Source organism: Armatimonadota bacterium, assembly GCA_039679645.1.
GTDB lineage: Bacteria > Armatimonadota > UBA5829 > UBA5829 > UBA5829 > UBA5829.
This window is the reverse complement of record JBDKUO010000062.1, coordinates 1-21,559: the sequence shown is the minus strand read 5'-3', so window position 1 is coordinate 21,559 and position 21,559 is coordinate 1. Positions and strand designations below refer to the sequence as shown.

Annotated in this window: 20 protein-coding genes; 13 read left to right on the top strand and 7 right to left on the bottom strand. The window is 52.4% G+C overall.

What is annotated here, in order from left to right; all coding sequences use genetic code 11:
* The first annotated feature begins 2 nt into the window (after nucleotides 1–2).
* Genes ABFD83_12870 through ABFD83_12850 form a run of 5 tightly spaced genes read left to right on the top strand, consistent with a single transcriptional unit; the run spans nucleotide 3 to nucleotide 2,997 of the window.
* On the top strand, nucleotides 3–395 hold the full coding sequence (locus ABFD83_12870) for a putative zinc-binding protein (protein ID MEN6357962.1): 393 nt from the start codon (nucleotides 3–5) through the stop codon (nucleotides 393–395).
* Between the two features lie 2 nt (nucleotides 396–397).
* Complete coding sequence (locus tag ABFD83_12865) at nucleotides 398–1,087, top strand: putative zinc-binding protein (protein ID MEN6357961.1); 690 nt, start codon at nucleotides 398–400, stop codon at nucleotides 1,085–1,087.
* A complete protein-coding gene (locus ABFD83_12860; protein ID MEN6357960.1) occupies nucleotides 1,084–1,575 on the top strand; it encodes a thioredoxin family protein in 492 nt (163 codons plus the stop codon). The genes ABFD83_12865 and ABFD83_12860 overlap by 4 nt, the downstream gene beginning before the upstream one ends.
* Nucleotides 1,576–1,591: 16 nt before the next feature.
* Entirely contained in the window at nucleotides 1,592–2,290 is a 699-nt protein-coding gene (locus tag ABFD83_12855) for a cytochrome c biogenesis protein CcdA (protein ID MEN6357959.1), read from the top strand.
* A gap of 17 nt (nucleotides 2,291–2,307) precedes the next feature.
* On the top strand, nucleotides 2,308–2,997 hold the full coding sequence (locus tag ABFD83_12850; GenBank protein ID MEN6357958.1) for a lipoate--protein ligase family protein: 690 nt from the start codon (nucleotides 2,308–2,310) through the stop codon (nucleotides 2,995–2,997).
* 3 nt (nucleotides 2,998–3,000) lie between these two features.
* Here the strand turns inward: ABFD83_12850 and ABFD83_12845 are convergent, their stop codons facing one another.
* Nucleotides 3,001–5,163, bottom strand: coding sequence for a M56 family metallopeptidase (locus tag ABFD83_12845; protein ID MEN6357957.1), 2,163 nt, complete (start codon nucleotides 5,161–5,163; stop codon nucleotides 3,001–3,003).
* The gene (locus ABFD83_12840) at nucleotides 5,156–5,554 is read right to left on the bottom strand and encodes a BlaI/MecI/CopY family transcriptional regulator (GenBank protein MEN6357956.1); all 399 of its coding nucleotides are present in this window, start codon (nucleotides 5,552–5,554) and stop codon (nucleotides 5,156–5,158) included. Before ABFD83_12840 ends, ABFD83_12845 begins: the two co-directional genes overlap by 8 nt.
* A 172-nt stretch (nucleotides 5,555–5,726) precedes the next feature.
* Here ABFD83_12840 and ABFD83_12835 point away from each other — a divergent pair, with 172 nt between their 5' ends.
* Both ABFD83_12835 and ABFD83_12830 read left to right on the top strand, forming a co-directional pair.
* A complete protein-coding gene (locus ABFD83_12835) occupies nucleotides 5,727–6,620 on the top strand; it encodes a sugar phosphate isomerase/epimerase family protein (GenBank protein MEN6357955.1) in 894 nt (297 codons plus the stop codon).
* A 64-nt stretch (nucleotides 6,621–6,684) separates the two neighbouring features.
* Entirely contained in the window at nucleotides 6,685–7,299 is a 615-nt protein-coding gene (locus ABFD83_12830) for a PIG-L family deacetylase (GenBank protein ID MEN6357954.1), read from the top strand.
* 77 nt (nucleotides 7,300–7,376) lie between these two features.
* On the opposite strand, the gene ndk is transcribed toward ABFD83_12830, so the two are convergent.
* The 3 genes from ndk to cdaA are packed head-to-tail and all read right to left on the bottom strand — an operon-like array spanning nucleotide 7,377 to nucleotide 9,597.
* Entirely contained in the window at nucleotides 7,377–7,793 is a 417-nt protein-coding gene (gene ndk, locus ABFD83_12825) for a nucleoside-diphosphate kinase (protein MEN6357953.1), read from the bottom strand.
* Entirely contained in the window at nucleotides 7,790–8,728 is a 939-nt protein-coding gene (locus tag ABFD83_12820) for a CdaR family protein (GenBank protein ID MEN6357952.1), read from the bottom strand. Before ABFD83_12820 ends, ndk begins: the two co-directional genes overlap by 4 nt.
* Nucleotides 8,725–9,597, bottom strand: a complete 873-nt coding sequence (gene cdaA / locus ABFD83_12815; GenBank protein MEN6357951.1) for a diadenylate cyclase CdaA — start codon at nucleotides 9,595–9,597, stop codon at nucleotides 8,725–8,727. Before cdaA ends, ABFD83_12820 begins: the two co-directional genes overlap by 4 nt.
* 203 nt (nucleotides 9,598–9,800) lie before the next feature.
* Here cdaA and ABFD83_12810 point away from each other — a divergent pair, with 203 nt between their 5' ends.
* On the top strand, nucleotides 9,801–10,559 hold the full coding sequence (locus ABFD83_12810; GenBank protein ID MEN6357950.1) for a radical SAM protein: 759 nt from the start codon (nucleotides 9,801–9,803) through the stop codon (nucleotides 10,557–10,559).
* Nucleotides 10,556–12,586 carry a pyruvate formate lyase family protein gene (locus ABFD83_12805; GenBank protein MEN6357949.1) on the top strand — a complete coding sequence of 677 codons (2,031 nt, stop codon included), beginning with the start codon at nucleotides 10,556–10,558 and terminating at the stop codon, nucleotides 12,584–12,586. Before ABFD83_12810 ends, ABFD83_12805 begins: the two co-directional genes overlap by 4 nt.
* A 4-nt stretch (nucleotides 12,587–12,590) precedes the next feature.
* On the opposite strand, the gene ABFD83_12800 is transcribed toward ABFD83_12805, so the two are convergent.
* Together ABFD83_12800 and ABFD83_12795 are read right to left on the bottom strand one after the other, a co-directional pair.
* Nucleotides 12,591–13,892 carry a hypothetical protein gene (locus ABFD83_12800; GenBank protein ID MEN6357948.1) on the bottom strand — a complete coding sequence of 434 codons (1,302 nt, stop codon included), beginning with the start codon at nucleotides 13,890–13,892 and terminating at the stop codon, nucleotides 12,591–12,593.
* A 31-nt stretch (nucleotides 13,893–13,923) separates the two neighbouring features.
* Entirely contained in the window at nucleotides 13,924–14,262 is a 339-nt protein-coding gene (locus tag ABFD83_12795) for a hypothetical protein (GenBank protein ID MEN6357947.1), read from the bottom strand.
* 176 nt (nucleotides 14,263–14,438) lie between these two features.
* Here ABFD83_12795 and ABFD83_12790 point away from each other — a divergent pair, with 176 nt between their 5' ends.
* From ABFD83_12790 to ABFD83_12775, 4 genes are all read left to right on the top strand, one after another.
* Entirely contained in the window at nucleotides 14,439–16,238 is a 1,800-nt protein-coding gene (locus ABFD83_12790) for a hypothetical protein (protein ID MEN6357946.1), read from the top strand.
* A gap of 42 nt (nucleotides 16,239–16,280) precedes the next feature.
* Nucleotides 16,281–17,921, top strand: a complete 1,641-nt coding sequence (locus tag ABFD83_12785) for an alpha amylase family protein (GenBank protein ID MEN6357945.1) — start codon at nucleotides 16,281–16,283, stop codon at nucleotides 17,919–17,921.
* A gap of 152 nt (nucleotides 17,922–18,073) precedes the next feature.
* Nucleotides 18,074–19,906: a carbon starvation protein A gene (locus ABFD83_12780; protein ID MEN6357944.1), complete on the top strand. Its 1,833-nt coding sequence runs from the start codon at nucleotides 18,074–18,076 to the stop codon at nucleotides 19,904–19,906.
* Nucleotides 19,907–19,972: 66 nt separating this feature from the next.
* On the top strand, nucleotides 19,973–21,559 hold a 1,587-nt coding region (locus tag ABFD83_12775; GenBank protein MEN6357943.1), incomplete at its 3' end, for a M3 family oligoendopeptidase.

The window sequence follows — 21,559 nt, the reverse complement described above, 5'->3', positions numbered from 1 at the left end:
ATATGAGTAAACGAAAGACAATCATAATGCCATGCAGCGGGATCGGTAAGGTCCACGGCCTCATAGCGCGCGAGGCAACTTACGCCGCCGCGGATATGGCCAACGCCGAGACTCTTTGTCTGGCTCTGCTGGTCTCAGGCGATAAAGATGCTCGGGCTAAAATCAAGGATGCCGATTGTATCGCGATAGACGGCTGTCCCAAGCTATGCGCAGCCAAAAATGTGGAGATGGCCGGGGGCAGGGTCGTCAAGTCCGTGCGCGTGGTCGATTCATTTAGGGGTCATCGTGGAGCCGAGCCGGGCACTGCGACCGCACTTGCCGATGACGGCTGGAAGATAGTGCGTGAGATCGCAGCGGATATAGCGTGTGGCCTGGGCAAAAGTGAGGTCAAGTAAATATGTCTGATGGCGATATCAAAGTAGGTATCATTTCATGCAGCGGTGAGGAGATCCCCGAGGGCACAATATCCCGCCTTGCAACGCGCAGGGTTCTGGAACTTATGCGTCCGGGTAATACAGTAACCATCTGCCTGCCCTTGTTCCTTGCAGGCAATGAGGCAGAGCAGGATTTTGCTCGCAAGCACCCGACGATAACTGTAGACGGCTGCGGCAAGCTGTGCGCCAAGAAAGGCACCGAGAAGCACAGCGGTCCGGTAAGCGCCGCGCTGGTCGTCTCGGATATACTGGACAGTCAGTGCTCATGCTGCGCCAGGTCGGCAAAGGACCGCACCGAAAGCGACAAGGAAGCCGTCTGGCTGGTCTCTGAAGAGATCGCCAAAGCTGTGGATTCGATTCTTACCGAAAACGGCGGCTGTTGCAACTCAGAAGATGATACGGACAGCGCCACCTGCGCATGCTCCAAGCCGGTTCCGGGTATGGAGATTTTGGTCGACGGCAAGCCCATTACAGTCGCCGGGCTTGCTCTTATCTTCGATCATCTGGCCGTGAACGGCTTGGCGCCGGATGACAAATGCGGCGACAAGCTCCTTGAGACCGTGCGTATATATCACGCAATCGAGCCTGAAGAAGAGAACGCCTATAAGGCGGCTCTGATCTTGGCATACAAAACCTACAGGAGAAAATCATGAAGAGCAATTGTATCAAATTACTTGTTCTGGTTTCATTGATTGCGGCGATTGGAGTGAGCGCACCGGTTCAGAGCGCTCCAAAGCCTGCCCCCAAAGTAAAGACCGGCGCGGTGGCTCCCAAGAAAGCGCTTGCAAAGAGCGCTAAGAAGCCTGCAGCAAAGAAGATCGCAAAGCAGCTTCCCCGACTGCTCGACCTCGGCGCGACAAAGTGCATACTATGCAAGATGATGGTTCCTGTTCTCGATGATCTGAGAAAAGAATACAAGGGACAACTCGACGTCCGGTTTATCGATATATGGAAAGACCAGTCGGCGTCAAGTAAGTACAAAGTTCAGACCATTCCCACCCAAATATTCTTTGATGCCAAGGGCAAGGAGTTCTCACGACACGTCGGCTTCTTCCCAAAGGAAGATATCATTAAGACCTTCGATAAGCACGGCATTAAGCTCAAGAAATCCGTCCAGTCCAAGAAACCTGAAAAGAAGTAATAGGTGTCAACTAATTTTGGAGCAACTATTCATAACACTCAGCAGGGCAATTGAGGGCGCAGCGCCTGTCGCACTGAGTGCATCTCTTATTTGGGGCATACTCAGTGTGATCCTGAGTCCATGCCACCTTTCGAGTATACCTCTGATAATCGGGTTCATCAGCGAGCAGGGCAATCTGACTACACGAAAGGCGTTCGGCCTCTCGTTCCTGTTCGGCCTCGGCATATTGGTCACGATTGCCGCCATAGGTGTCGTGACAGCAGTTATGGGCCGGATGATGGGTGATGTAGGCAGATACGGCAACTATATCGTGGCGGCAGTTTTCTTTATAGTTGGTCTCCATCTGATCGGAGTTATCCCAATGCCGTTTTCGGGCCCCGGCAGCGTCAGAATGCAGCGAAAGGGCCTGCTCGCATCGTTCATACTCGGTCTGGTGTTCGGTATCGCTCTCGGTCCCTGCACGTTCGCATATATGGCTCCGGTCCTCACTCTCACATTCAAAGTTGCAGCCGCCAATGCCGTATATGCAGTCATGCTGCTGGCTGCCTATGGAATCGGGCACTGCGCGGTTATAGTAGCTGCAGGCACTTCGGCTGAAGCAGTGCAAAACTATCTCAACTGGAACGAAAAGTCCAAAGGCGCTAATATAGTAAAGCGAGCCTGCGGCGCGCTGGTCATGTGCGGCGGAGTCTATCTTATCTATGTCGCAACGTAACAATAGTGGATATGAGCTTGATAAATCACATTTGTAAAACACATAAGTCTGCCGACAATCAGGACAATATTGAGATCATGCGATCCTCCGAGCCGACAGTCGAGGGTAACCTTGCAATAGACGAGAGCCTTGCCCGCGAAGCCGGGCTCACCGGCAGACGGGTCCTTCGCCTCTGGTGGGGAAGCGGCATAACTGCCGTCCTTGGCTGCGCCGACAAGCCCGAAAAGTCTCTTAATCTGGATAATTGCGCCCGCCTCGGAGTCGGCTGGGTAAAGAGAATCACCGGCGGCGGCACTGTGCTGCAAACACACGGCGTGTTCAACTACTCGTATACCGCTCCCAGTTATGGCCGCCTGGATATGCAGCAAGTATTTAGCCAGGGAGCGGATTTGATTGTCAGCGTCCTTTCTGATTTCGGAGTCAATGCGCGGCAGCGCGGAATATCAGATGTCGCAGTGGGCGATTTTAAGATATCAGGAAACGCTCAGGCGCGTAAATGGCATGCCATACTGCTTCACGGTACCATCCTTGTCGATGTTGACTTTGATCTGGTGGAAGCGATATTGAGACATCCGGCAAAGGAGCCGGAATATCGCCGACACCGCCCCCACAAAGAATTTCTGACCACTCTGCGCGACCTCGGTATGATTTTACCTAAAGCGGAAATCGAAGCAGCATTCGCTCAATCAGCAGCAATATTCTCCTGAACCCTACAGATTAATTTTCTGTAACACCTGCCCTGTATTTGCATCCATTATCGTCAATGGCGCAGGAATCCAATACGGCTTGGAGGGCGTTCTCGTGTTGTGCTCTGCCCCGGCAATAATCTTTGCGCCATCGGGGGTGAATGCAACACGCATTAGCTCGTCATTTTGATATACCCAGTCCGGCTTCTTGTCTTGAATGTCCCAGAGTATAACATGACCGTCAAAGTCTACACCCACCAGCTTTCTGCCGTCGGGGCTGAATTCGATATTGCGCAGATTGGATGTGTTTCCGGTCAGTGTGCATATTGTCTTTCCGGTTCGCATGTCCCATATCCTTACCGGCAGTGTTTTTTGGGGATAGCTGCTGTAGTCTTCGTTTTGTTCGGATGCAGCGAACATGGTTGAATTGGGGCTTATTGCAGTCGCAAAACTTGGGTATTTGCCTATTCCTTCCAGTTTTACAAGCTGCTTCCCATCTGCCAGGCTCCATACGATCATGCCAACTTTCGTATAGCCGGTAACTCTTCTATCAGAAGCTAGTGTATAGCCGTAGCAGTTGGTTACCGCCTTTGTCCTATCCGGGCTGACATCTACGACGCGTCCTATAAAAGGCGGGAGTTTACAAAGCTCCTTACCTATGTTCACGTCTCGCCCAACGAGATATGCATGATACTCATAACCGTCATTTATGCATGGCCCTCCTTCATCAGTCCAGAGTGTTGTGCCGTTTTTACTGATCCAGAAGTATCTGAGGTCATCCATCTGACTATACGTTTTACCGCTCGCCAGATCGAAACGATCACACTGAGAATGCGGTACAAATGATATTACTGGCTTCTGGTATGTGATGAGCAGTGAACGGCTGTCCGGAGTAAACGCTATTTTAAAAACCTTGCCGGAGTTCTGCTTATCAATTTGATGCTCCAGCTTCCCTGTGGCAATATCTCTGATCTGGATCATTACATTGTATCTTAACTTTCCAGCATAGATTCTCTTACCTGGTCGGCTCGTGAGGTCTTCTTTATACATCACCGCAACATGCCTGCTGTCCGGGCTTACAATAAGCTCCGACAAATAACCACCGGAGTAGCCTTTCTTTGGCGGCTGGGGAACTACCCTCCATGCCAGCAAAATGGCTCCAAGCCCTAACACTACCAACCCGGCAATTACCACCTGCTTTCGAGTAATCTCATGATACATGCGCATTGCGTGCAGCCTCCTTTTGAGCGCAGCAAATGATTCGGATACTCCCAGCGCCGCAGTCGCATAGTGCGGTGAGCGAATAGAACCTGCAGCGACGGCAACAAGCATTTCCGCATATTCGGCGCCTGCGGACTTTGTATAGCGAATTGCCGTCTCGTCGCAGGCGATCTCCTGCGCAAGCTGCGATTCGCTCGCGGCAACCCACACCAGCGGATGGAAGAAGAAGATGATCTCAGTCAATGCGGACAGCCGGTTCCACAGCAGGTCCCTGCGGCGCACATGCGCTAATTCATGCGCCATCGCCATTCGCAGTTGCCGGTCGTTTTTCTCAAGCATGCTTTCAGGCAGTATGATCGCAGGATGCAAGACTCCCACAATCATTGGTCCAGCATCTCCAGCCAAAAGCCTTGGCTCATTGCGTATTTTCATATCGCTGCATAGTTCACTTATTGTGGAATATAGCTCTGTCCGCTCCACAAGCTTGCTCGCAAGCCAAAGCCTACTGGCAGAACGCCTTCCAATCAACAGTCTCACAAAACCCCAGCAAACACCTAAGAGCCATATGCCGCACAAATAATTACTTATATGAAGATCTGAGCGCTGAGTTGTAAGTGCGCCGCGGTTATCAGTCATTTGCTGTTTAATAATCTTAGAATGCCGGATTGAAGGAGGACTGTACTTGTGGCTGGTTTGTGATAGCTGCACAATCGCCTGCCTGCTAGTTCCTGGCGAGTATGTGCTGCTCTTTGAGACCGACCAGAACCCCAGCGTTATGGTTCCGGCCCAGCACAGACTCACTATCATCTCCAGATAGGCAATTCGCCATATCCAGACTCTGGCTGATGCGGGCATGTGAATCCAAAAGCGGCAGATTATCCATGCGACCGCCAGCGCGACTCCTCCCTGTAGGCTGGCTCGCCAGAGCGCTTCGCATATCCATCTAGATACATGCGGATCAAGCATCTTTCTTCTCCCCTTTCCGGCGTTCATCCAGCGTATCTACCATCTTTCTGAGATCATCAAGCTCTTCTGAGTTCAGATCGGAGTTCTGAGCCAGATATGCCGTAAAAGGCTTGAGTGAGCCTTTCAGGACCCGCTGCATAAACTCTCCGACCAGGTCAGTGAGCAGCTCCGACTTTTCAATGCACGGAGAGTATTGAAAAACACCATCGACCTGTTCGCGAGAGAGGTAACCTTTCTTGCGCAGCCGTTCCAACATGGTGTGAATTGTCGTGCGCGCCTGTCCTCTCGGCGCTCCGTAGCGCTCTGCCACATCCCTCAGAGCGATTGGCGCATTCTCTGTAACAAACCTGAGCAGTTCGAGTTCCTGTTCTCCCAATGAAGCTTTTTTCATTTGACCCTCAATTAGTGTCGACATGTGTAGACTGAATGCAATATAGCATGGTCTACATATGTAGTCAAGAGGGTGTACACTTTTTTTCGGTCAAAATGCACTGCGCATGGCCGAAGGACATCACTCCAGCCCTGGGTAAGCATTACCTAGTAGTATTTATTCAGGAGTAGAAATGCAGCAACCATTACGCCTTGGCCTGTCAAGCAGCGCCTTTATTTACATGATGCCCAGAGAGATCGTCGAGTGTATGGGACCCGCTAAGCAGCTCGATGACAGACAAAACAAAATGATGGTCGATTTCACGCATGAGATGATGGACGCCATAAACGGCTCCGATATCGCCGCCATGGAGTGCTATCATTCAACAATATGGGATGCAGACATGGTCCTCGAGCCGATCCTGGATAACCCGAATGTCGAGTTCTGGTCGGTGCATGCTCCGTATGGCCGCCTGAATGACCCCTCTTCGCCCGATCCCGATATCCGCGCATCAGCCTATAGAGCCTATTGCTCGGGGGTCGATGTTGCGCATCGATTAGGCGCAAAAGTGGTGGTGGCTCACCCCGGAGCAAAAGCGGAGTATGACATGCCGCAGCCCGAGAGGCTAAAGCTGGTTCCCGAGGTCATAGCCAAGGTCGCGGATTATGCCGCCAAGTTCGATATCAAAATCGCAGTCGAACCCCTGCCCAATGATGAGCCCGGCAGCACTCTTGAGGAAGTCCTCTGGATTCTAGATCAGGTAGACCGCTCGAACGCAGGCGTAAATATAGATGTCAATCATCTTTTTCCCGCGGCAGCCATACCTGGTATGATCAGAAAAGCGGGCAAACGAATATTCAGCACACACATATCCGACCAGGACGATCACGAGCGTCACTGGCTGCCCTTTGAGGGTAAACTGGACTGGAGCGCAGTCCTTGAGGCGTTTATTGAAATAGGCTATCAGGGTCCGCTGATTTACGAGACCCATATCAGGACCGCCAATACGCTCAAAGAGGCTGCACAGATTGTTGTTGATAACTACAATCGATTAATGAAGGTGCCCGTGGGACAAACCTCCCGCTAATCCTATGCCCGTATCTGCGAACAATCCGGCCCAAGACAACTCACCCCGACTGGATCAGCTCTTCATGGCGAAGAGAGTCCTGTTTATAGGCGCGCATCCGGACGATATAGAGTTCTACTGCGGCGGGCTGGTCCACATGCTCGGCAAAAACGGGACTAATGTCACCTTCGCAATAGGCACGCGTGGAGGCAAGGGTTATAAGGGCTGGATGAAGCGGCGGCTTGAGAGTATGCGGACATCCAACCAACTCGACTCTGCGGCAATTTTAGGCAGCGTCAATGTCATCTTCTATGATTATCCCGATAAATCCCTCACCGAGCACATAGACGCCTACGCCTCCGATCTCAAAACACTCATCGAGAGCGCCGACCCCGACCTCATATTCTCATGGGACCCGGACTATATCTACAATCCTCACCCCGATCACCAGGCTGCCGCCTATGCCGGCCGCATTGCGTCGGCAGATAGCCATGTTTTCTATTATGGCACACGCGAGCCTGATCTATGGATAGGTTTTGGTGAGGATATCTATCAGGTTAAGCTCAAGTCACTCCGAGCGCACCGCACCGAGACTCCGTGGTATTACTGGATGCTGATCCGCAAGGCGTTTCTTGAAAGGCTCATGGGCGAGGGAGCAAAAGTAAACCAGCCCTATGCCGAGGTTTTGAGAGAGCCGTAGCTGAAAGTTATGTCATTCCGAGAGAAGTCGAGGAATCTGCTGTGCGCGAACGTGTTCTCGCAATAAGAACACTCCGATTAGCTCTGCAGCTCAGGAAACCACAGACCAATTTCACATGCGGCAGTTTCCGGTGAATCCGAGCCATGAATGAGGTTTTCGCGCGTGCTTATCGTGAGGTCTCCCCGGATTGTTCCAGGGACGGCGTTTTCAGGCTTTGTAGCGCCCATGGTGTTTCGCATCAGAGTTATTGCATTTTCGCCTTCGACCACCATAGCCACCACCGGTCCCGAGGTAATGAAGTCCACCACACCCTCGAAGAAGTCTTTGCCTTCGTGGACTGCATAGTGCTTCCGTGCAATCTCGCGAGAGGGTGTAAGCATCTTCATCGCGACAATCGTGAAGTTGCGCCGTTCGATCCGGCCTATTATCTCACCGATGAGCTTTCTAGCCACTCCATCGGGCTTGATCATTATGAAAGTCCTCTCAGCCATCAATCGTGCGCTCCTATATAGACTGTTATCCTTGCGCTTCCATGTCCTGATACCTTTGCGCCAGGCGGGACCCTCAGGTCAACATTGCTGGTAACAGTATCGCTTGCTCCTTCGATAGAAACCCTGTCCGTAGTAATTGTGCTTATTGCCGCCAATGCGCTGGGTTTGCCCATTATCGTCACCGATGCCGGAACAGCCGTCACACGATTGACCTTGGCCGGATATTTCGGATCCCCCTGAATGTTGGGGCTGACTATCACTGTTTTGGTTGCAGGGACCTCGACCAGTTCGATTTTCAGCCTCACCTTTTCAGGCGATAGAGTCACATCTTCCACCTTGCTTCCGCTCGAATCGAGAGGCGTCAAAGCAAAGTAATCGTCAATGGATTGGTCGGAAAACCGGTTGGGCAGGGTCAGCACCACTCTCTTTACCAGTGATACTTCCGTGCTTTTACCCGATACACTGACGCTGCCCGGTATGAGCACAGGGTTGGAGTATGAGTAACCAAGCGGCGGCGCGGCGGGGAACTTTACCTCGACCGGCAGCTTTTTGCCGCTGAGAGCTTCTATGCGCACCCTGACAGACTGAGGGCTAACCTTGATATCAAGGTTGTCCAAATCTGCCGGAGCCACTCCAAATACGTTTGCCTTGATCTTAAATGTCTTTTCATCCCTGCCGAAACTCGGTGTAGCTGAACTCAGGTCAACAACGGCGGTCACCCTTTGTATAGAGTCCATGACCGATTTGAGACCGCTTATTGTCACGCTTGCTTCATCCTGACTAATCTCAGCCACATAACCCTTGGCGACATTACCTGCAGTCAGTGGGACAGTATAAGTCTTTCGTGCTCTTGGGTTCTGTTCAGCGTTTACATACAAAAACAGGCCGACAGCCACGCCAAGGGCAAGCAGTTTATAGAAGAGATTATGGCGGATCATCTCAGTCTGGACCTCGCCTTCCTGATTGTGCCATTGACTTTGCGTGCGAAATCCGATTTTTTCTCTTTTTCATCCGATATTCCCGAAAGAGTCTTAAGTCTGCGCGTCAGAGATTCCTCGGTCAGACCGCGATGGAGCTTGCCTTCGAGCGCAAGCGAGATCGTGCCCGTCTCTTCCGAGACCACCACCACTGCAGCGTCGCTTTCCTCAGCTACACCCAGCGCAGCCTTGTGACGGGTATGTATCATTGTCCCGACATGGGCGCTTTCGCTCAGGGGGAGTGTGCAGCCTGCGGCTATAATTCTGTTGCCTCGAATGATGACCGCGCCGTCGTGCAGGGGGCTGCCGGGATTAAAGATCGAGCCGATCAATCCCTCGCTTGCCTGCGCATCCAGACGGGTCCCTGTAGCGGCTATATCGTCGAGCGAGCCTTCGCGTTCGATCACAATCAGCGCGCCTATCTGCCTCTCCGACATCCTGCATGTCGCCTTCACGATTACATCTATCAGAGATGAGCGGTCTTCTTCGTCCATTACGGCAAGTCCTGCGCCCCATCCGGCGAACCTGCCCATGTTTTCAAGCGCATGACGCAGTTCAGGCAGGAAAAGGATAACAATTGCGACCGGTCCCAAAGGCAAAAATGAGCGCAGCAGGTAGTTGAGAGTCTGCAGATGAAGCCAATCGGTAATCGGAACGAGGAATAAGAAGAGTAACAGTCCCCAGATGATTTGCCATGCGCGGCTGCGCTTGGAGAGCATAATCAGCCAGTAAACAAGCGCGGCCACGAATATGATGTCAAAAAATGTTGAAATAATGTTGGTCCACCCCGCAGCCGCGAGGTATTTAAGCCATGCCCCAAATAAGTTCAATTTATCTTGTCCGGTGAATCAGGAGCTTATCTCACCTGCTCCATTTTCATACTCTAAGTATAACATCGGCGCACTAATGTGGTCAATATTTATTCGAAAATGGATGTCGTAAAATTAATCTGACAGAGCTATAAGATTAGGATTGACCACATAATCTATCGCAGCTAGAATGCATGTAGATAATTGCCGGGGGTAAAGCTAACGTGTCTGAGGGCATTATATTTGACATTCGTGAGTTTTGTATACACGACGGCCCCGGCATCCGCACGACGGTTTTTCTAAAAGGCTGCCCTCTGCGCTGCAAGTGGTGTCACAACCCCGAGGGCATGTCAGCCGAGCCTCAGATGATTAACAGCGCGGGCAGCCGGCGCATAGTGGGGGAGAAGTATCAAGCCTCCGAGGTGGCAGATCGTCTTAACAGCCAGGCGGATATCCTCTGCGCCAACGAGGGCGGAGTGACCTTCTCCGGCGGCGAGCCTCTTATGCAATCCCGGTTCGTTAAAGACATAATCGACCTGCTCGACAAGAAACTGCATATCGTTCTCGATACATCCGGCTGCGGCACACACAGTGATTTTCAAATGCTTGCCGCAAGAGTCGATATGGTATATTTTGATCTGAAGCTGATCGACCGCCAGGCGCATGTCAAGTATACGGGTGTGGACAACGATCCTATTCTGTGCAACCTGCGTGCCCTCAGTGAGTTTGAAAAACCGTTTGTGATCCGGATCCCACTTGTGCCGACGGTTACGGATACGGATGAAAATTTATCCGCGATAGCAAAAACAGTCCGCGGCCTGCCCGGGCTGGTTAGGGTGGATCTGCTGCCCTATAATAAGGCTGCAGGCGGCAAATACGCGTCTGCCGGGATGGTCTTTGACCCGGGCTATGATGAGTCCGCCCAGTTGAATTTAAATATTGATTGCTTCAAGAAAGAGCAGGTGGAAGTGCGGGTAGCATGAACGAGCTTCTAATAGAGAAAAAACACAGCGTCAGAGAGCGTGAGCATAAGCGCTTCCGGCAGCAGGCCCCGCCGGATGTGTTGGCCGAATGCGAGCGTGAGAACTCGTCGGGCATGCGGCGGGCAGCGCTGCTCATAAAGCGCCAGTGCGAGGCGGAGAGCGTTGTGATAGAACCTGGCGAGAGAATAGTGTTCACGCGCACAATACCCTGCATACCGCGAATTTATGCCGATATGGACCCTGTGTGTCTGATTAACAATATCTGCGCCGATTGGCAGATGGCACTCTCTCAGGGCCTGCTCGGGCGTAGAGAAGCCGCAGCCGATGCGCGGGAGCGGTATAAAGATAATCCTCAGGCATCTGAATTTCTGGACTGCGCGATAGAGTCAATCGACGCCGTGCTGGCTCTCGCCGCGCGTTACGCCCAAGCCGCAGAGCAGATGGGCAGGCACGATATAGCCCAAATGCTGCGAAACGTCCCGGCTAATGCCCCGCGTTCATTTCATGAGGCTCTGCAGTCGCTCAAGTTCATGCATTCCGCTCTCTGGCTTGCCGGGCACTATCATGTCGGCCTTGGCCGGTTCGACCAGTATATGTGGACGTACCTCGAAGCCGATCTAAAATCCGGCGTGCTTACCGAATCCGATGCCGAAGACCTGCTTGCCGAGTTTTTCATCTCGCTCAATAAAGACACTGATGTTTATTACGGAGTCCAGCGCGGCGATAACGGCCAGTCTATCATGCTCGGCGGCGTCAAGCGCGACGGCTCCGACGCTGTGAACCCTCTCACGCGCATGGTCCTGCGGGTGGTGCGGGATGTTGGCATGATCGATCCAAAGATTAACCTTCGGATTAACGCCGATACGGACCTCGATCTTTTGTGCCTGGCTACCGAGCTTACCAGCAAGGGCCTGGGTTTCCCACAGTACGCAAATGACGATGTCGTGATCCCGTCTCTGGTCGCCCACGGCTACGACCTGGAGGATGCGCGCGATTATTCCGTAGCTGCGTGCTGGGAGTTCATTATTCCCGGTAAGGGTATGGAGATAGTAAACTACGAGACAATGCGGTTTCCGAAAATTGTAGACCAAGCTATCCGCAATGGCCTTGCCGCCGGAGACACGTTCGATGGAATACTGAACCGCGTTAAAGTAGGTATTGATGAGGCTGCACGACGTTATGCCGACTGCTATTCTAAGCGGCAACTGCCGCCCGCGCCTTTCTACTCAGTACTGATGGATGACTGTATAGAAAATGGACGAGATCTGTCCTCAGGAGTCAAATACAACAACGTAGGCATTCATGGCGCCTGCTCAGCAAGCGCGGCTGACGCACTGGCTGCAGTCAAGAAGCATGTCTTCGATCAGCACGATATAGACCCTGCCGATCTGCTTGCCGCACTGGACGCCGACTATGATGGCTTCGAGGATATAAAGCAAAAGCTGCAGAACGACTCTCCAAAGGTCGGCAACAATGACGATGCAGCGGATAGTATGCTCACTACACTCTTCGACTACTTTGCCGATGCCTGTGAGAAACTTGGCGATCATGATGGCAAATGGATCATGCGCCCCGGCACAGGCTCAGCCATGTTCTACCTTTACATGGCCGACGAGGTGGGCGCAACTGCCGAGGGTCGCAAGAAAGGCGAGTATTTCAGTGCCAATCTAGCTCCGGCTCCCAACATCCGGGTGCATGGCCCTATAAGTGTGCTGCAGACCTATTCTAAGATCGACTATAAGCGCGTATGCAATGGGGGACCGATCACAATGGAGCTTTCAGATGCCGTCTTTCGCGATCAGGACTCAGTCCGCAAAGTGGCCATGCTGGTGCGCACCTTTGCCCAGCTAGGCTGCCAGCAGCTTCAGCTCAACACACTTAACTATGAGAAGTTGATGGATGCAAAGGCTCATCCCGAGAGACATCGTGACCTGATCGTGCGGGTATGGGGCTGGAGCGGTTACTTCTGCGAGCTTGCTCCCGAGTATCAGGAGCACGTGATCAACCGATACAAATACGCGTTGTGAGTCTCTATGCGCCCCACCTGAGAGTAACCGTGCTCCACAGCACGAGTATGTTGACTATTAGCATAATAGCGCACCCGACAGCAAAGCCTATCTTCTTGGCCTTGACGCTCTTAAGCCAGCCGTCAGCGCCGAGTATTGATGCAATAGCGATCACTGCCGCCGAAGGCAGCAGCAGGCGGCCCTGCAGGTTTGTTCCCCAGTCGACAGTCAGCGCATACTGCATCCATGAAACATAAGTAATCACCGGAGCGATGCATAACAAGCACAGTGATCGCCAGTCCACACTGCCTTTTCGCCTGATTCGTATAATCAGCCCCACAAGCCAGAAGACTATGGGAAAGCAAAGAGCTTTCAAATAAGGAATAAATGGAAGATGTTTTTCAATGAGCCAGTATGGCAGCCAGAAGTAACCTATCAACAGTCCTGCTGTTCTCCAGATAAGTTCCACTGCTTCATGCATAAATATCAGTTGAATCAAGCCACCTTTTATTGCGGGTTGATATAGTGAATGCGGCATTGGTGTTCCATAAATAATCTGACACCGCACAAACCACCATGCGCTTACCAGTATTGCCATACCCAGACTGATGCCCAGCGTGCGCAGGATGCCTTTGTAATTCTTCCAGCCTGTTCGCCCGCAGGCGCATATTCCCGCAATAACGCTCATCATAAGCAATACAAGCCCCTGAGCCTTAGTGAGGATAGCAAGCCCCATTATAACGCCCCAAAGCGTAGCCGATTTCACTGTCAGCTTGCCTGTTCTAAAGAATGCGAGCATTGGGATCATGGCCCAGGTGAAGAGGAGAGCTATAAGTATATCGTTATTGACTACCGCCGCCATGTAAGATGCAGTTGGAATAAGCGCCGTAAACGCAGCACAAGCCAGAGCGTATCTGTCTGCCGCTGGGTCGTATTCCGCAAAGAAAGCCCGGCACAGCAGATACACAAGATATATCCAGACAGCTCCCAACACGATATTCAAGAGTCTCAACACACGCCATATCGTGTCTTGATCAGCGCCAAGGGCATTTAGAAGCGCGTAGGGGATAGCCATCAATGCGTAATAAAGTGGGGGCTGATGACCTTCGTGGCTTGAAGTCGCTTCTTCGGAGTCTGTCTTTGTATGTGATATGGGCGGTGGAGTGTGTTCAATGGCAAGAGAGCGTATGTATATAAAATGCGCGGGCTCATCCGGCCCGAGTTTAAGTCTGTCGGCAAATGAGTAAGCCAGAGACAGCACGACAAATAAGCCGATTATGACGGCTATCGCCCTATTTATGTATGGTGGTAATGCTTTGAGTTTCATATCAGCATGTAAAGTATATCATGCTCCGATATTACTTTTTTCGAGGTTTGCTCTTTGGGTCTGCCGGCAGCGTGCCCGCCCTAATCTCGGCTATGTTGCTGAACCCATCCTTATCTGCATCCTTCTTCTCAACGGTCTTCAGGCTGGCCGGCTCGATTTTTTTCTTTTGAAGCATCTTGCCGTAGCAGTTGAGTCCGTCTGTTCCTGTCGGCGAGGTATGGCAAAGCGCGCACCTGGCTTTAGTGATAGCGCTGTCAGGCTTTGGATTGTACAGATCATCGAATGTTTTGTACCATGTCAGAGTAGCCGATGCGGCAGTGCAGACTGCAATTACCAACGCCGCCACAAAAAATGTTCTAATCGATCTCATCAAACGAGTCCTCCACGATTTGGGCATTACCCAAAAAGCATGGAACTATAACTATGTGCGCTTAGCCTTGACACTCGAAATGCCTGCATATAGAATAGCCATGTAAGCGCAAATAAATCAAGAGGAGTACGTGGGAAAAGGCTCATGGGCTTTTTCCCTTTTTAGCTGTTATGTGTGTGTTTGATCGTAAAGTAATTGGTTTTGTTTTGGTTATTGCCTTGTCCCTGTTTCTGGCCGGTTCGGCATCGGCTGCATTCAGGCCGAGGGTAAGTGTCACTGACTCGACTGTTACGATCAACGATCTGCCCGCAATAAAGTTCAAAGTCGGCAACGGCGCTCTCGCCCCCGCCAAAAGAGCTGAGATCACAGCCGGGCGACTGATCCAGTTGGTAGCTTCGGGTATGGACCCCAAAAGTCTGTATGCCAAGGGCGACAAGTCGCAGGGTCGCATATATTCGGGCGATACAATGATCTGCATCGCCACTGCCGCCGACGCCAAAACCAATCAATCAGACGCGCTCACACTCGCGGTGACCTGGGCGTCCAATATCAAGTCGCTTCTCTCAATGCCTGCCGTCGTTCTCAGTGATAAAAGACTCACCATTCCCCTGGGCGAAAACAGGACAGTCTCAGTCGGTGGGGCGGCCATCGGCCAGATCATGTCAAAATCCCAGGATGAGAATATTGCATTTGCCGCTTCCGGTGCCAACGGACGTTATGTTCAGGTGTCAGGCCGCCGGCTTGGCGATACTTTAGTCGATGTCAGCATAGATGGCGAGAGAGTAAGCCTGCCTGTAAGCGTAAAAAAATACGCGGGTTATATTACAGGCAAGGCTGTCGCGGAGGTTACCGGCAATCCCTGTCCGACATCCACCATTTGCTATGCCGTAAGGCAGGCCCTCTCGCGCAATGTAATTGCTGAGCCTGGAGCCAGGGTTGAACTCGGTTCAGTCAATTGCCAGGGCGATGCGCTGGCCTGCGCCAAAGACCGCACAGCAAAAGTAGACGTGAGTATCAGCGGCCCCGGTTACATACCTTTCAATACTAAGGCCGATGTCAGTGTGCGCAACATTGCGATGCGTCGCACCGAGGTGAGCCAGCTTTTTTACAGCAACGATCCCGAGCGCCTGCTCAAGTATCAGGTCCTTTTTGCCGGCAAACTGACCGATAACAAGCCAACCAGAGTACTTTTCCATCACCAGAACGCCATGGGCAAGAGCGTGCATTTCCTGGTGGATGTTATAAATCCTAATATTATGCCGATCAAGGTCAAAGTAGCGCGAGCCGTATCCAGTCCGATTACAGACACAGTGCTGGTGGGCTACAAAGCCAGCCTCTCTTTTTTGAAGGACGATCGCAGCGATGTCAGTGTAATCGAGACTATCCCGCCCGAGTCACGCCTGGTGCTCGTCTCCGATATGCTCGGCCACATGGACACCACCAGCGGCATCTTGCAAATCACCCAGATCGACGGCGGCGAGTCTTATATAAGGATCGTTGCCAACCCGCCGGGTCTTGATAACGTTGCCGCGGGCGATATAGCCGCGGCTCCGAACCCTCTGGTGCTGACAATGTCCGAGCACGTCTATCCTCTGCCAATAAAAGAAGTGAGTGCGGACTATGAAGTAGGTAAGCAGTGGGCATTTATTCCATTAGGTAAAAAAGCGCTCACTGATGTGACCCAGCAGAAGAAGCTCTACGGCAATTATGGCGTAACGTATCAGATCAACGTCAAGGTGACCAACCCGACCGATACTACAAAAAAAGTGACAGTGGTGTTCGATCCGAGTGCGGGACTCGCATCCGGGGTATTTATTATTGACGGAGAGTTCGTGTCGACGAAATATGTCAAGCCGCCGTCAGAGTTTTCGCTGAAGTCATACCGGCTCAGGCCGGGCGAAGTGAGGTATGTAAGGATCGTGACTCTGCCGGTGGCTGGATCGAACTACCCCGCAACTCTAGTTGTAAGGTCATAACGACCGGGAAAACATATGCCCGGTCGTTTGGGCATATGCAAGATGCGTTACACACTTTTTTTGATGGGGATATCGCTTATGTGGGTTCTGCCGGGCGCTGCGGCGGATAGCTGTCTAAATGAGATTTGCAGGCAAAAACACCTGCAGGGCCGAATAATCTGGTTTGATGCCGAGGCGAACCTACGGCAGCTTTCGAGCCGCAAAGGCGTCGCCGAGACCGTCCGAAAATGCCGTGAAGCCAATATCAATACCATAATCGTGGACGTCAAACCCCTCTCGGGGCTGGTGCTGTATAAGAGCAGGATAGCCCCTCGCCTGACCAGTTTGAATGGGGTCGCATATCCGCGCGATTACGATCTGCTAAGAGCCGTGGTAGATGAGGGCCACAAGGCAGGCATTGCGGTCCATGCTTCCATCAATGTCTTTTCAGAGGGATCCCAGAGCGCAGGCGGCGGTCCCGCATTTAAGAATCGCGACTGGCAGTGCGTTCAGTATGAAATGGACCGCTGCGTCTGCACAAGTGACGGCCAGAAGAGGTCTCTGCGTTCAGCCGACGGTCCTTATCAGGGAGATATTTGCGCCTACGGTTCCAACTCAGGTGTTATCGGTGATCTTCCTCCCGACACCACCTATGTGAGAGTATCCGGTGACGGCCGGGCGAGCCGTGCCGAGCAGGTAATAGGGCGCGCGCATCTCTGCGCTCCTGACGGCGGATTTATCTTACTGGGTAATAATGATGCGGGTGGCTGGCTCAAGCAGACAGCCGACAGCGGGGCAAAGTTTACACTCGAAGGCAAGGCAGCCATGCGCCGTGTCAGCGAGACCGATAACCTCCACCAAGCTGTTTTCGTGAACCCTTGCAATCCTGATGTTCAGGCATACGAGTTGAGCATTATGCGTGAGATCGTCGAGAAATACGATGTTGACGGCATAGTGCTCGACAGGATGCGCTACCCCAATATTTACACCGATTTCAGTGATGTCACGCGCAAACAGTTCGAGAGCTTCATCGGCAAGAAAGTGCAAAGCTGGCCAGAAGATATCTTCGCCAGGCCGCTTGTTCCCGGTGATATCGCGCGCGGGCCGTTATTCAAAGACTGGCTGAAGTTCAGAGCACAGGTGATACGCGATTTTCTCGCGCAGGTCAGAGCCACGGTCAAGTCTATCAGGCGCGGAGTCCAGCTTGGTGTATATGTTGGGTCATGGTATCCGGTCTATTTCGACGTGGGCGTAAACTGGGGCAGCCCAAGCCACAGCGCACCGGATCTGGACTGGTGGCCTAACGGCTACGAAGAGACAGGCTATGCCGATCTTGCGGATTATATCTGCACGGGCTGTTATTATACTTACCCTACTCGCAAAGAAGCCCTGGATAAAGGCGAACAGGAGTGGAAGAGTGTCGAGGCGGCTGCCCAGGAGTCTATGAATGCCGTCAAGGACGAGACTTTCGTCTATGGCAGCCTCTACCTGCGCCAGTATAACGGTCGGCCCGATAAGTTTCTTGAGGCGATCAGGCAGTGTCTGGATAAGACTCAGGGCTGCATGCTCTTCGATCTGGTGTATGTCCGCGACTATGACTGGTGGTCCGTCCTCAAACAGGCATTTCCAAAACCGGTGAGTGCCCCGCATGAGGCTCCGTCCCTGCTCTCGCAATCGCGAAACGGCAGGCCCGCCGGAAGCTAAGACTTTATCGGCGGGCGAGTTTACAATCCCTCCGGGTATCTTACCTGGAGGGAAACACCTGCACAACCCTCTGATTTATCACGGTTGACACATTCGCCGTCCGGCGAGATAATTATGTCAAACAAACCTCTACGATATTACCAGGTGGTATTATGAATGCACTCACTCTTCTTATCATCGCGATATGCGTATTTGCGCTCGCCTATCGTTACTATGGCGCCTTTCTCGCTGCCAAAGTAGCTGTCTGCGACGAAAAAAGAAAAACTCCGGCTTATGAGTTCAGGGACGGCAAGGACTATCATCCAACCAACAAGTATGTCCTTTTCGGTCACCACTTCGCCGCCATTGCAGGCGCAGGACCTCTGATCGGGCCTGTTTTGGCCGCTCAATACGGCTATTTGCCGGGAGCAATCTGGATACTCATCGGTTCTGTCTTTGCAGGCGCAGTTCAGGACTATATCATTCTGTATGCATCCGTCAGAAACAGAGGCGAGTCGATCTCCAAGATCGCGCATAAGTTCTTAGGCCCTGTGGCCGGTTGGTGCACGGCGTTTGCGGTCCTCTTTATTATCATAGTCGCGCTTGCCGGTCTTGCGGGAGCTGTGGTGAATGCTCTGCAGGAGAGTTCCTGGGGTACATTCACGATCGCTTGCAGCATACCCATCGCGTTCCTGATGGGTCAGTGGATGTATAAGATCAGACCCGGCAAGGTGACCGAGGCCACTATAATAGGCGTGGTGCTGCTGATCGGAGGTGTAGTCGGCGGAGGCTGGCTTCCTAAGAGCATTGCGCACTACTTTGTGCTATCGCCGGATGCCATAAAGATTGCCCTGCCCACATACGGCTTTATTGCCGCGGTCCTGCCGGTGTGGATGCTGCTGTGCCCGAGGGATTATCTGTCCACATATATGAAACTCGGGACCGTTGCGCTTCTGGCGATAGGGATTTTCTTCGTGCATCCCCATCTGGTGATGCCTGCGACCACTCATTTTATTCATGGCGGCGGCCCGGTCGTCCCAGGCCCCGTATGGCCGTATGTGTGTCTGACCATCGCCTGCGGTGCAATTTCGGGTTTTCATGCCCTGATAGGTTCGGGCACCACTCCCAAGATGATCAGCAGTGAAGCCGATATCAAGCCCATCGGCTACGGCGGCATGCTTATTGAAGGTTTCGTCAGCCTGCTTGCCCTTATAGCCGCCTGCACTTTGTATCAGGGCGACTATTTCGCAATCAATGCCAACATCGTTAAGTTCCCAGATTTCGCCCATCATACGGTTCAGTTGACTGAACTCACCAGAATGGTAGGCGAACACAGTCTGGTAGGCCGGACAGGCGGCGCGGTCACTCTTGCGGTCGGTATGGCGCGTATATTTTCCAAGCTGCCGGGTATGACGAACCTGATGTCGTATTGGTATCACTTTGCAATTATGTTCGAGGCGCTGTTCATACTGACCACCATCGATACCGGCACGCGTGTCGCTCGCTTTATAGTGCAAGAGATGCTCGGTTCCGTATATAAGCCTCTGGGCAAGGGAACATGGATGCCGGGTGTTATCTTTACCAGTTTTCTGGTGACATATTCCTGGTATTATCTGCTCAAGGGCGGCACCATCAGCACCATCTGGCCGATGTTCGGTATCGCAAATCAGCTTCTGAGCATAATCGCTCTGGCTATCGGCACAACCTGCATCCTGCAGCGTTCTGCCAAGCGCGTCTATGCCCTCACCACGTTCCTTCCGTTTCTCTTTATGGCAGTCACGGTCCTGACCTCCGGGGTGCAGTATACAATAGGCATTTTGAGTGGTCCCGAAGCGGATTGGCTCAAGGGAAGCCTGACGATAATCATGATGATCCTTGCCGTGATAGTCTCAGTCGACTGCGCAATCAAGTGGGTGAAAATACTCAAATGTCCTAAGTGCCCGACCGGCTCCGATCCCGATAGAGACCTCATGGGTCTTGCCGAGGGCATTGATATAAATGACTAGACTGTCTGTTTGGCCGCTAGTATAATGTGGCATATATTGATAGGTTTTAACCTCAAGGAGATAGATATGCCTGATATGACCAAAGTCGCGTGGGACCTCAGCGATCTTTATATAGGAATCGACGATCCCAAAATAGACGAAACACTCGACAAATCCCTTGCCCGCGCAAAGCAGTTCGCAGATACCTATCGCGGCAAGATAGACAGCGATGACCTGACCGCCAGGACCCTGTTTGATTCCGTCAAAGAATACGAAGACATGGTGCAGGAGATGGCGAAGCCTGCGAGCTACGCCTCGTTGGTCTTTTCCGCCGATACAAGCAATCCCGAGCACGGCGCGCTGCTCCAGCACATTCAGGAGCGCCAGACCGAGATCGCGCTGGAACTATTGTTCTTTGACCTGGAGCTTATGGCCGCAAAGCCCGAGATCATCGACCGGCTCATGCAGGACGATATCCTGGCCAGATATCGTCACTTTATTTGGGCTATGCGGCTCTTCCGCGAGCACAGGCTTTCCGAGCCTGAGGAAAAAATTCTTGAAGAGAAGGCCAATACCGGGGGCCGCGCCTTCGAGCGTCTTTTCGAGGAGATGGTCTCGGATATAACGTTCAAAGTCACGGTCAACGGCGAGGAAAAGACAATGACAGAGCCTGAAGTCCTCGCTCTCCTGCGTGATCCCAACCGTGAAACTCGCAAAGCTGCCGCCGGCTCTCTTTCAGAAGGTCTGAATGCCAGCGGCCATCTTTTGACATTTATATTCAATACCCTGGTGTACGATAAAGCAGTCGACGACCGCCTCCGCCGCTACGAATATCCCGAGCAGGCTCGCAACACATCCAACGAGCTCGACGCCCAGACAGTCGAGACAGTTATTTCGACCTGCACGGACAATTTCCCTCTGGTCGCCAGGTACTATAAGACCAAGCGCGAGATTCTCGGCGTCGATAAACTCATGCACTACGACCGCTATGCGCCCCTCTTCGAGTCCAAGAAGGAATACAGCTTCGATGAGGCACGCGAGACAGTGCTTACTTCCTTCGGCAAGTTCTCGCAGACTATGGCGGACACGGCGGATAAGTTCTTTGCAAATAACTGGATAGACGCCGAGCCGCGCAAAGGCAAGCGGGGTGGGGCGTTCTGCTCATATGTCACTGCGGATACGCACCCATATGTGCTTTTGAGCTATCTCAACCGCCAGGATGATATCATGACTCTCGGCCATGAACTCGGCCACGGCGTCCATGCATATCTTGCCCGTCCACTTGGATATCTGAATATGCACAGTGTGCTGCCGGTAGCCGAGCTTGCAAGCACATTCGGAGAGATGCTGGTCTTTGAGAATATCGTCTCCAAGGCCGGTCTTGAGGACAAACTTGCTCTCTATGCCGAGAAGATAGAGGGCAACTTCGCGACTATCTTCCGCCAGGCGGCTATGTATCGGTTCGAGCAGGAACTTCACAAATCACGCCGCGAGATGGGCGAACTGACCACTGACGAGATCAGCGATATGTGGCAGCGCAATATCCAGGCTATGTTCCTTGATTCAGTCGAGATGGGTGAGGAGCACAAGGTCTGGTGGATGTATGTGAACCACTTCATCGGCTCACCGTTCTATGTCTACGCCTATTCATTCGGCGAACTGCTCGTCCTGGCG

What these genes read in the sequence shown, in the direction of transcription:
- ABFD83_12870 (MEN6357962.1), top strand. Translation starts at nt 3, where the DNA reads ATGAGTAAACGAAAGACAATCATAATGCCATGCAGCGGGATCGGTAAG.
- ABFD83_12865 (MEN6357961.1), top strand. Translation starts at nt 398, where the DNA reads ATGTCTGATGGCGATATCAAAGTAGGTATCATTTCATGCAGCGGTGAG.
- ABFD83_12860 (MEN6357960.1), top strand. Translation starts at nt 1,084, where the DNA reads ATGAAGAGCAATTGTATCAAATTACTTGTTCTGGTTTCATTGATTGCG.
- ABFD83_12845 (MEN6357957.1), bottom strand. Translation starts at nt 5,163, where the DNA reads ATGCTTGATCCGCATGTATCTAGATGGATATGCGAAGCGCTCTGGCGA.
- ABFD83_12840 (MEN6357956.1), bottom strand. Translation starts at nt 5,554, where the DNA reads ATGAAAAAAGCTTCATTGGGAGAACAGGAACTCGAACTGCTCAGGTTT.
- ABFD83_12835 (MEN6357955.1), top strand. Translation starts at nt 5,727, where the DNA reads ATGCAGCAACCATTACGCCTTGGCCTGTCAAGCAGCGCCTTTATTTAC.
- ABFD83_12830 (MEN6357954.1), top strand. Translation starts at nt 6,685, where the DNA reads ATGGCGAAGAGAGTCCTGTTTATAGGCGCGCATCCGGACGATATAGAG.
- ABFD83_12820 (MEN6357952.1), bottom strand. Translation starts at nt 8,728, where the DNA reads ATGATCCGCCATAATCTCTTCTATAAACTGCTTGCCCTTGGCGTGGCT.
- ABFD83_12805 (MEN6357949.1), top strand. Translation starts at nt 10,556, where the DNA reads ATGAACGAGCTTCTAATAGAGAAAAAACACAGCGTCAGAGAGCGTGAG.
- ABFD83_12800 (MEN6357948.1), bottom strand. Translation starts at nt 13,892, where the DNA reads ATGAAACTCAAAGCATTACCACCATACATAAATAGGGCGATAGCCGTC.
- ABFD83_12795 (MEN6357947.1), bottom strand. Translation starts at nt 14,262, where the DNA reads ATGAGATCGATTAGAACATTTTTTGTGGCGGCGTTGGTAATTGCAGTC.
- ABFD83_12785 (MEN6357945.1), top strand. Translation starts at nt 16,281, where the DNA reads ATGCGTTACACACTTTTTTTGATGGGGATATCGCTTATGTGGGTTCTG.
- ABFD83_12780 (MEN6357944.1), top strand. Translation starts at nt 18,074, where the DNA reads ATGAATGCACTCACTCTTCTTATCATCGCGATATGCGTATTTGCGCTC.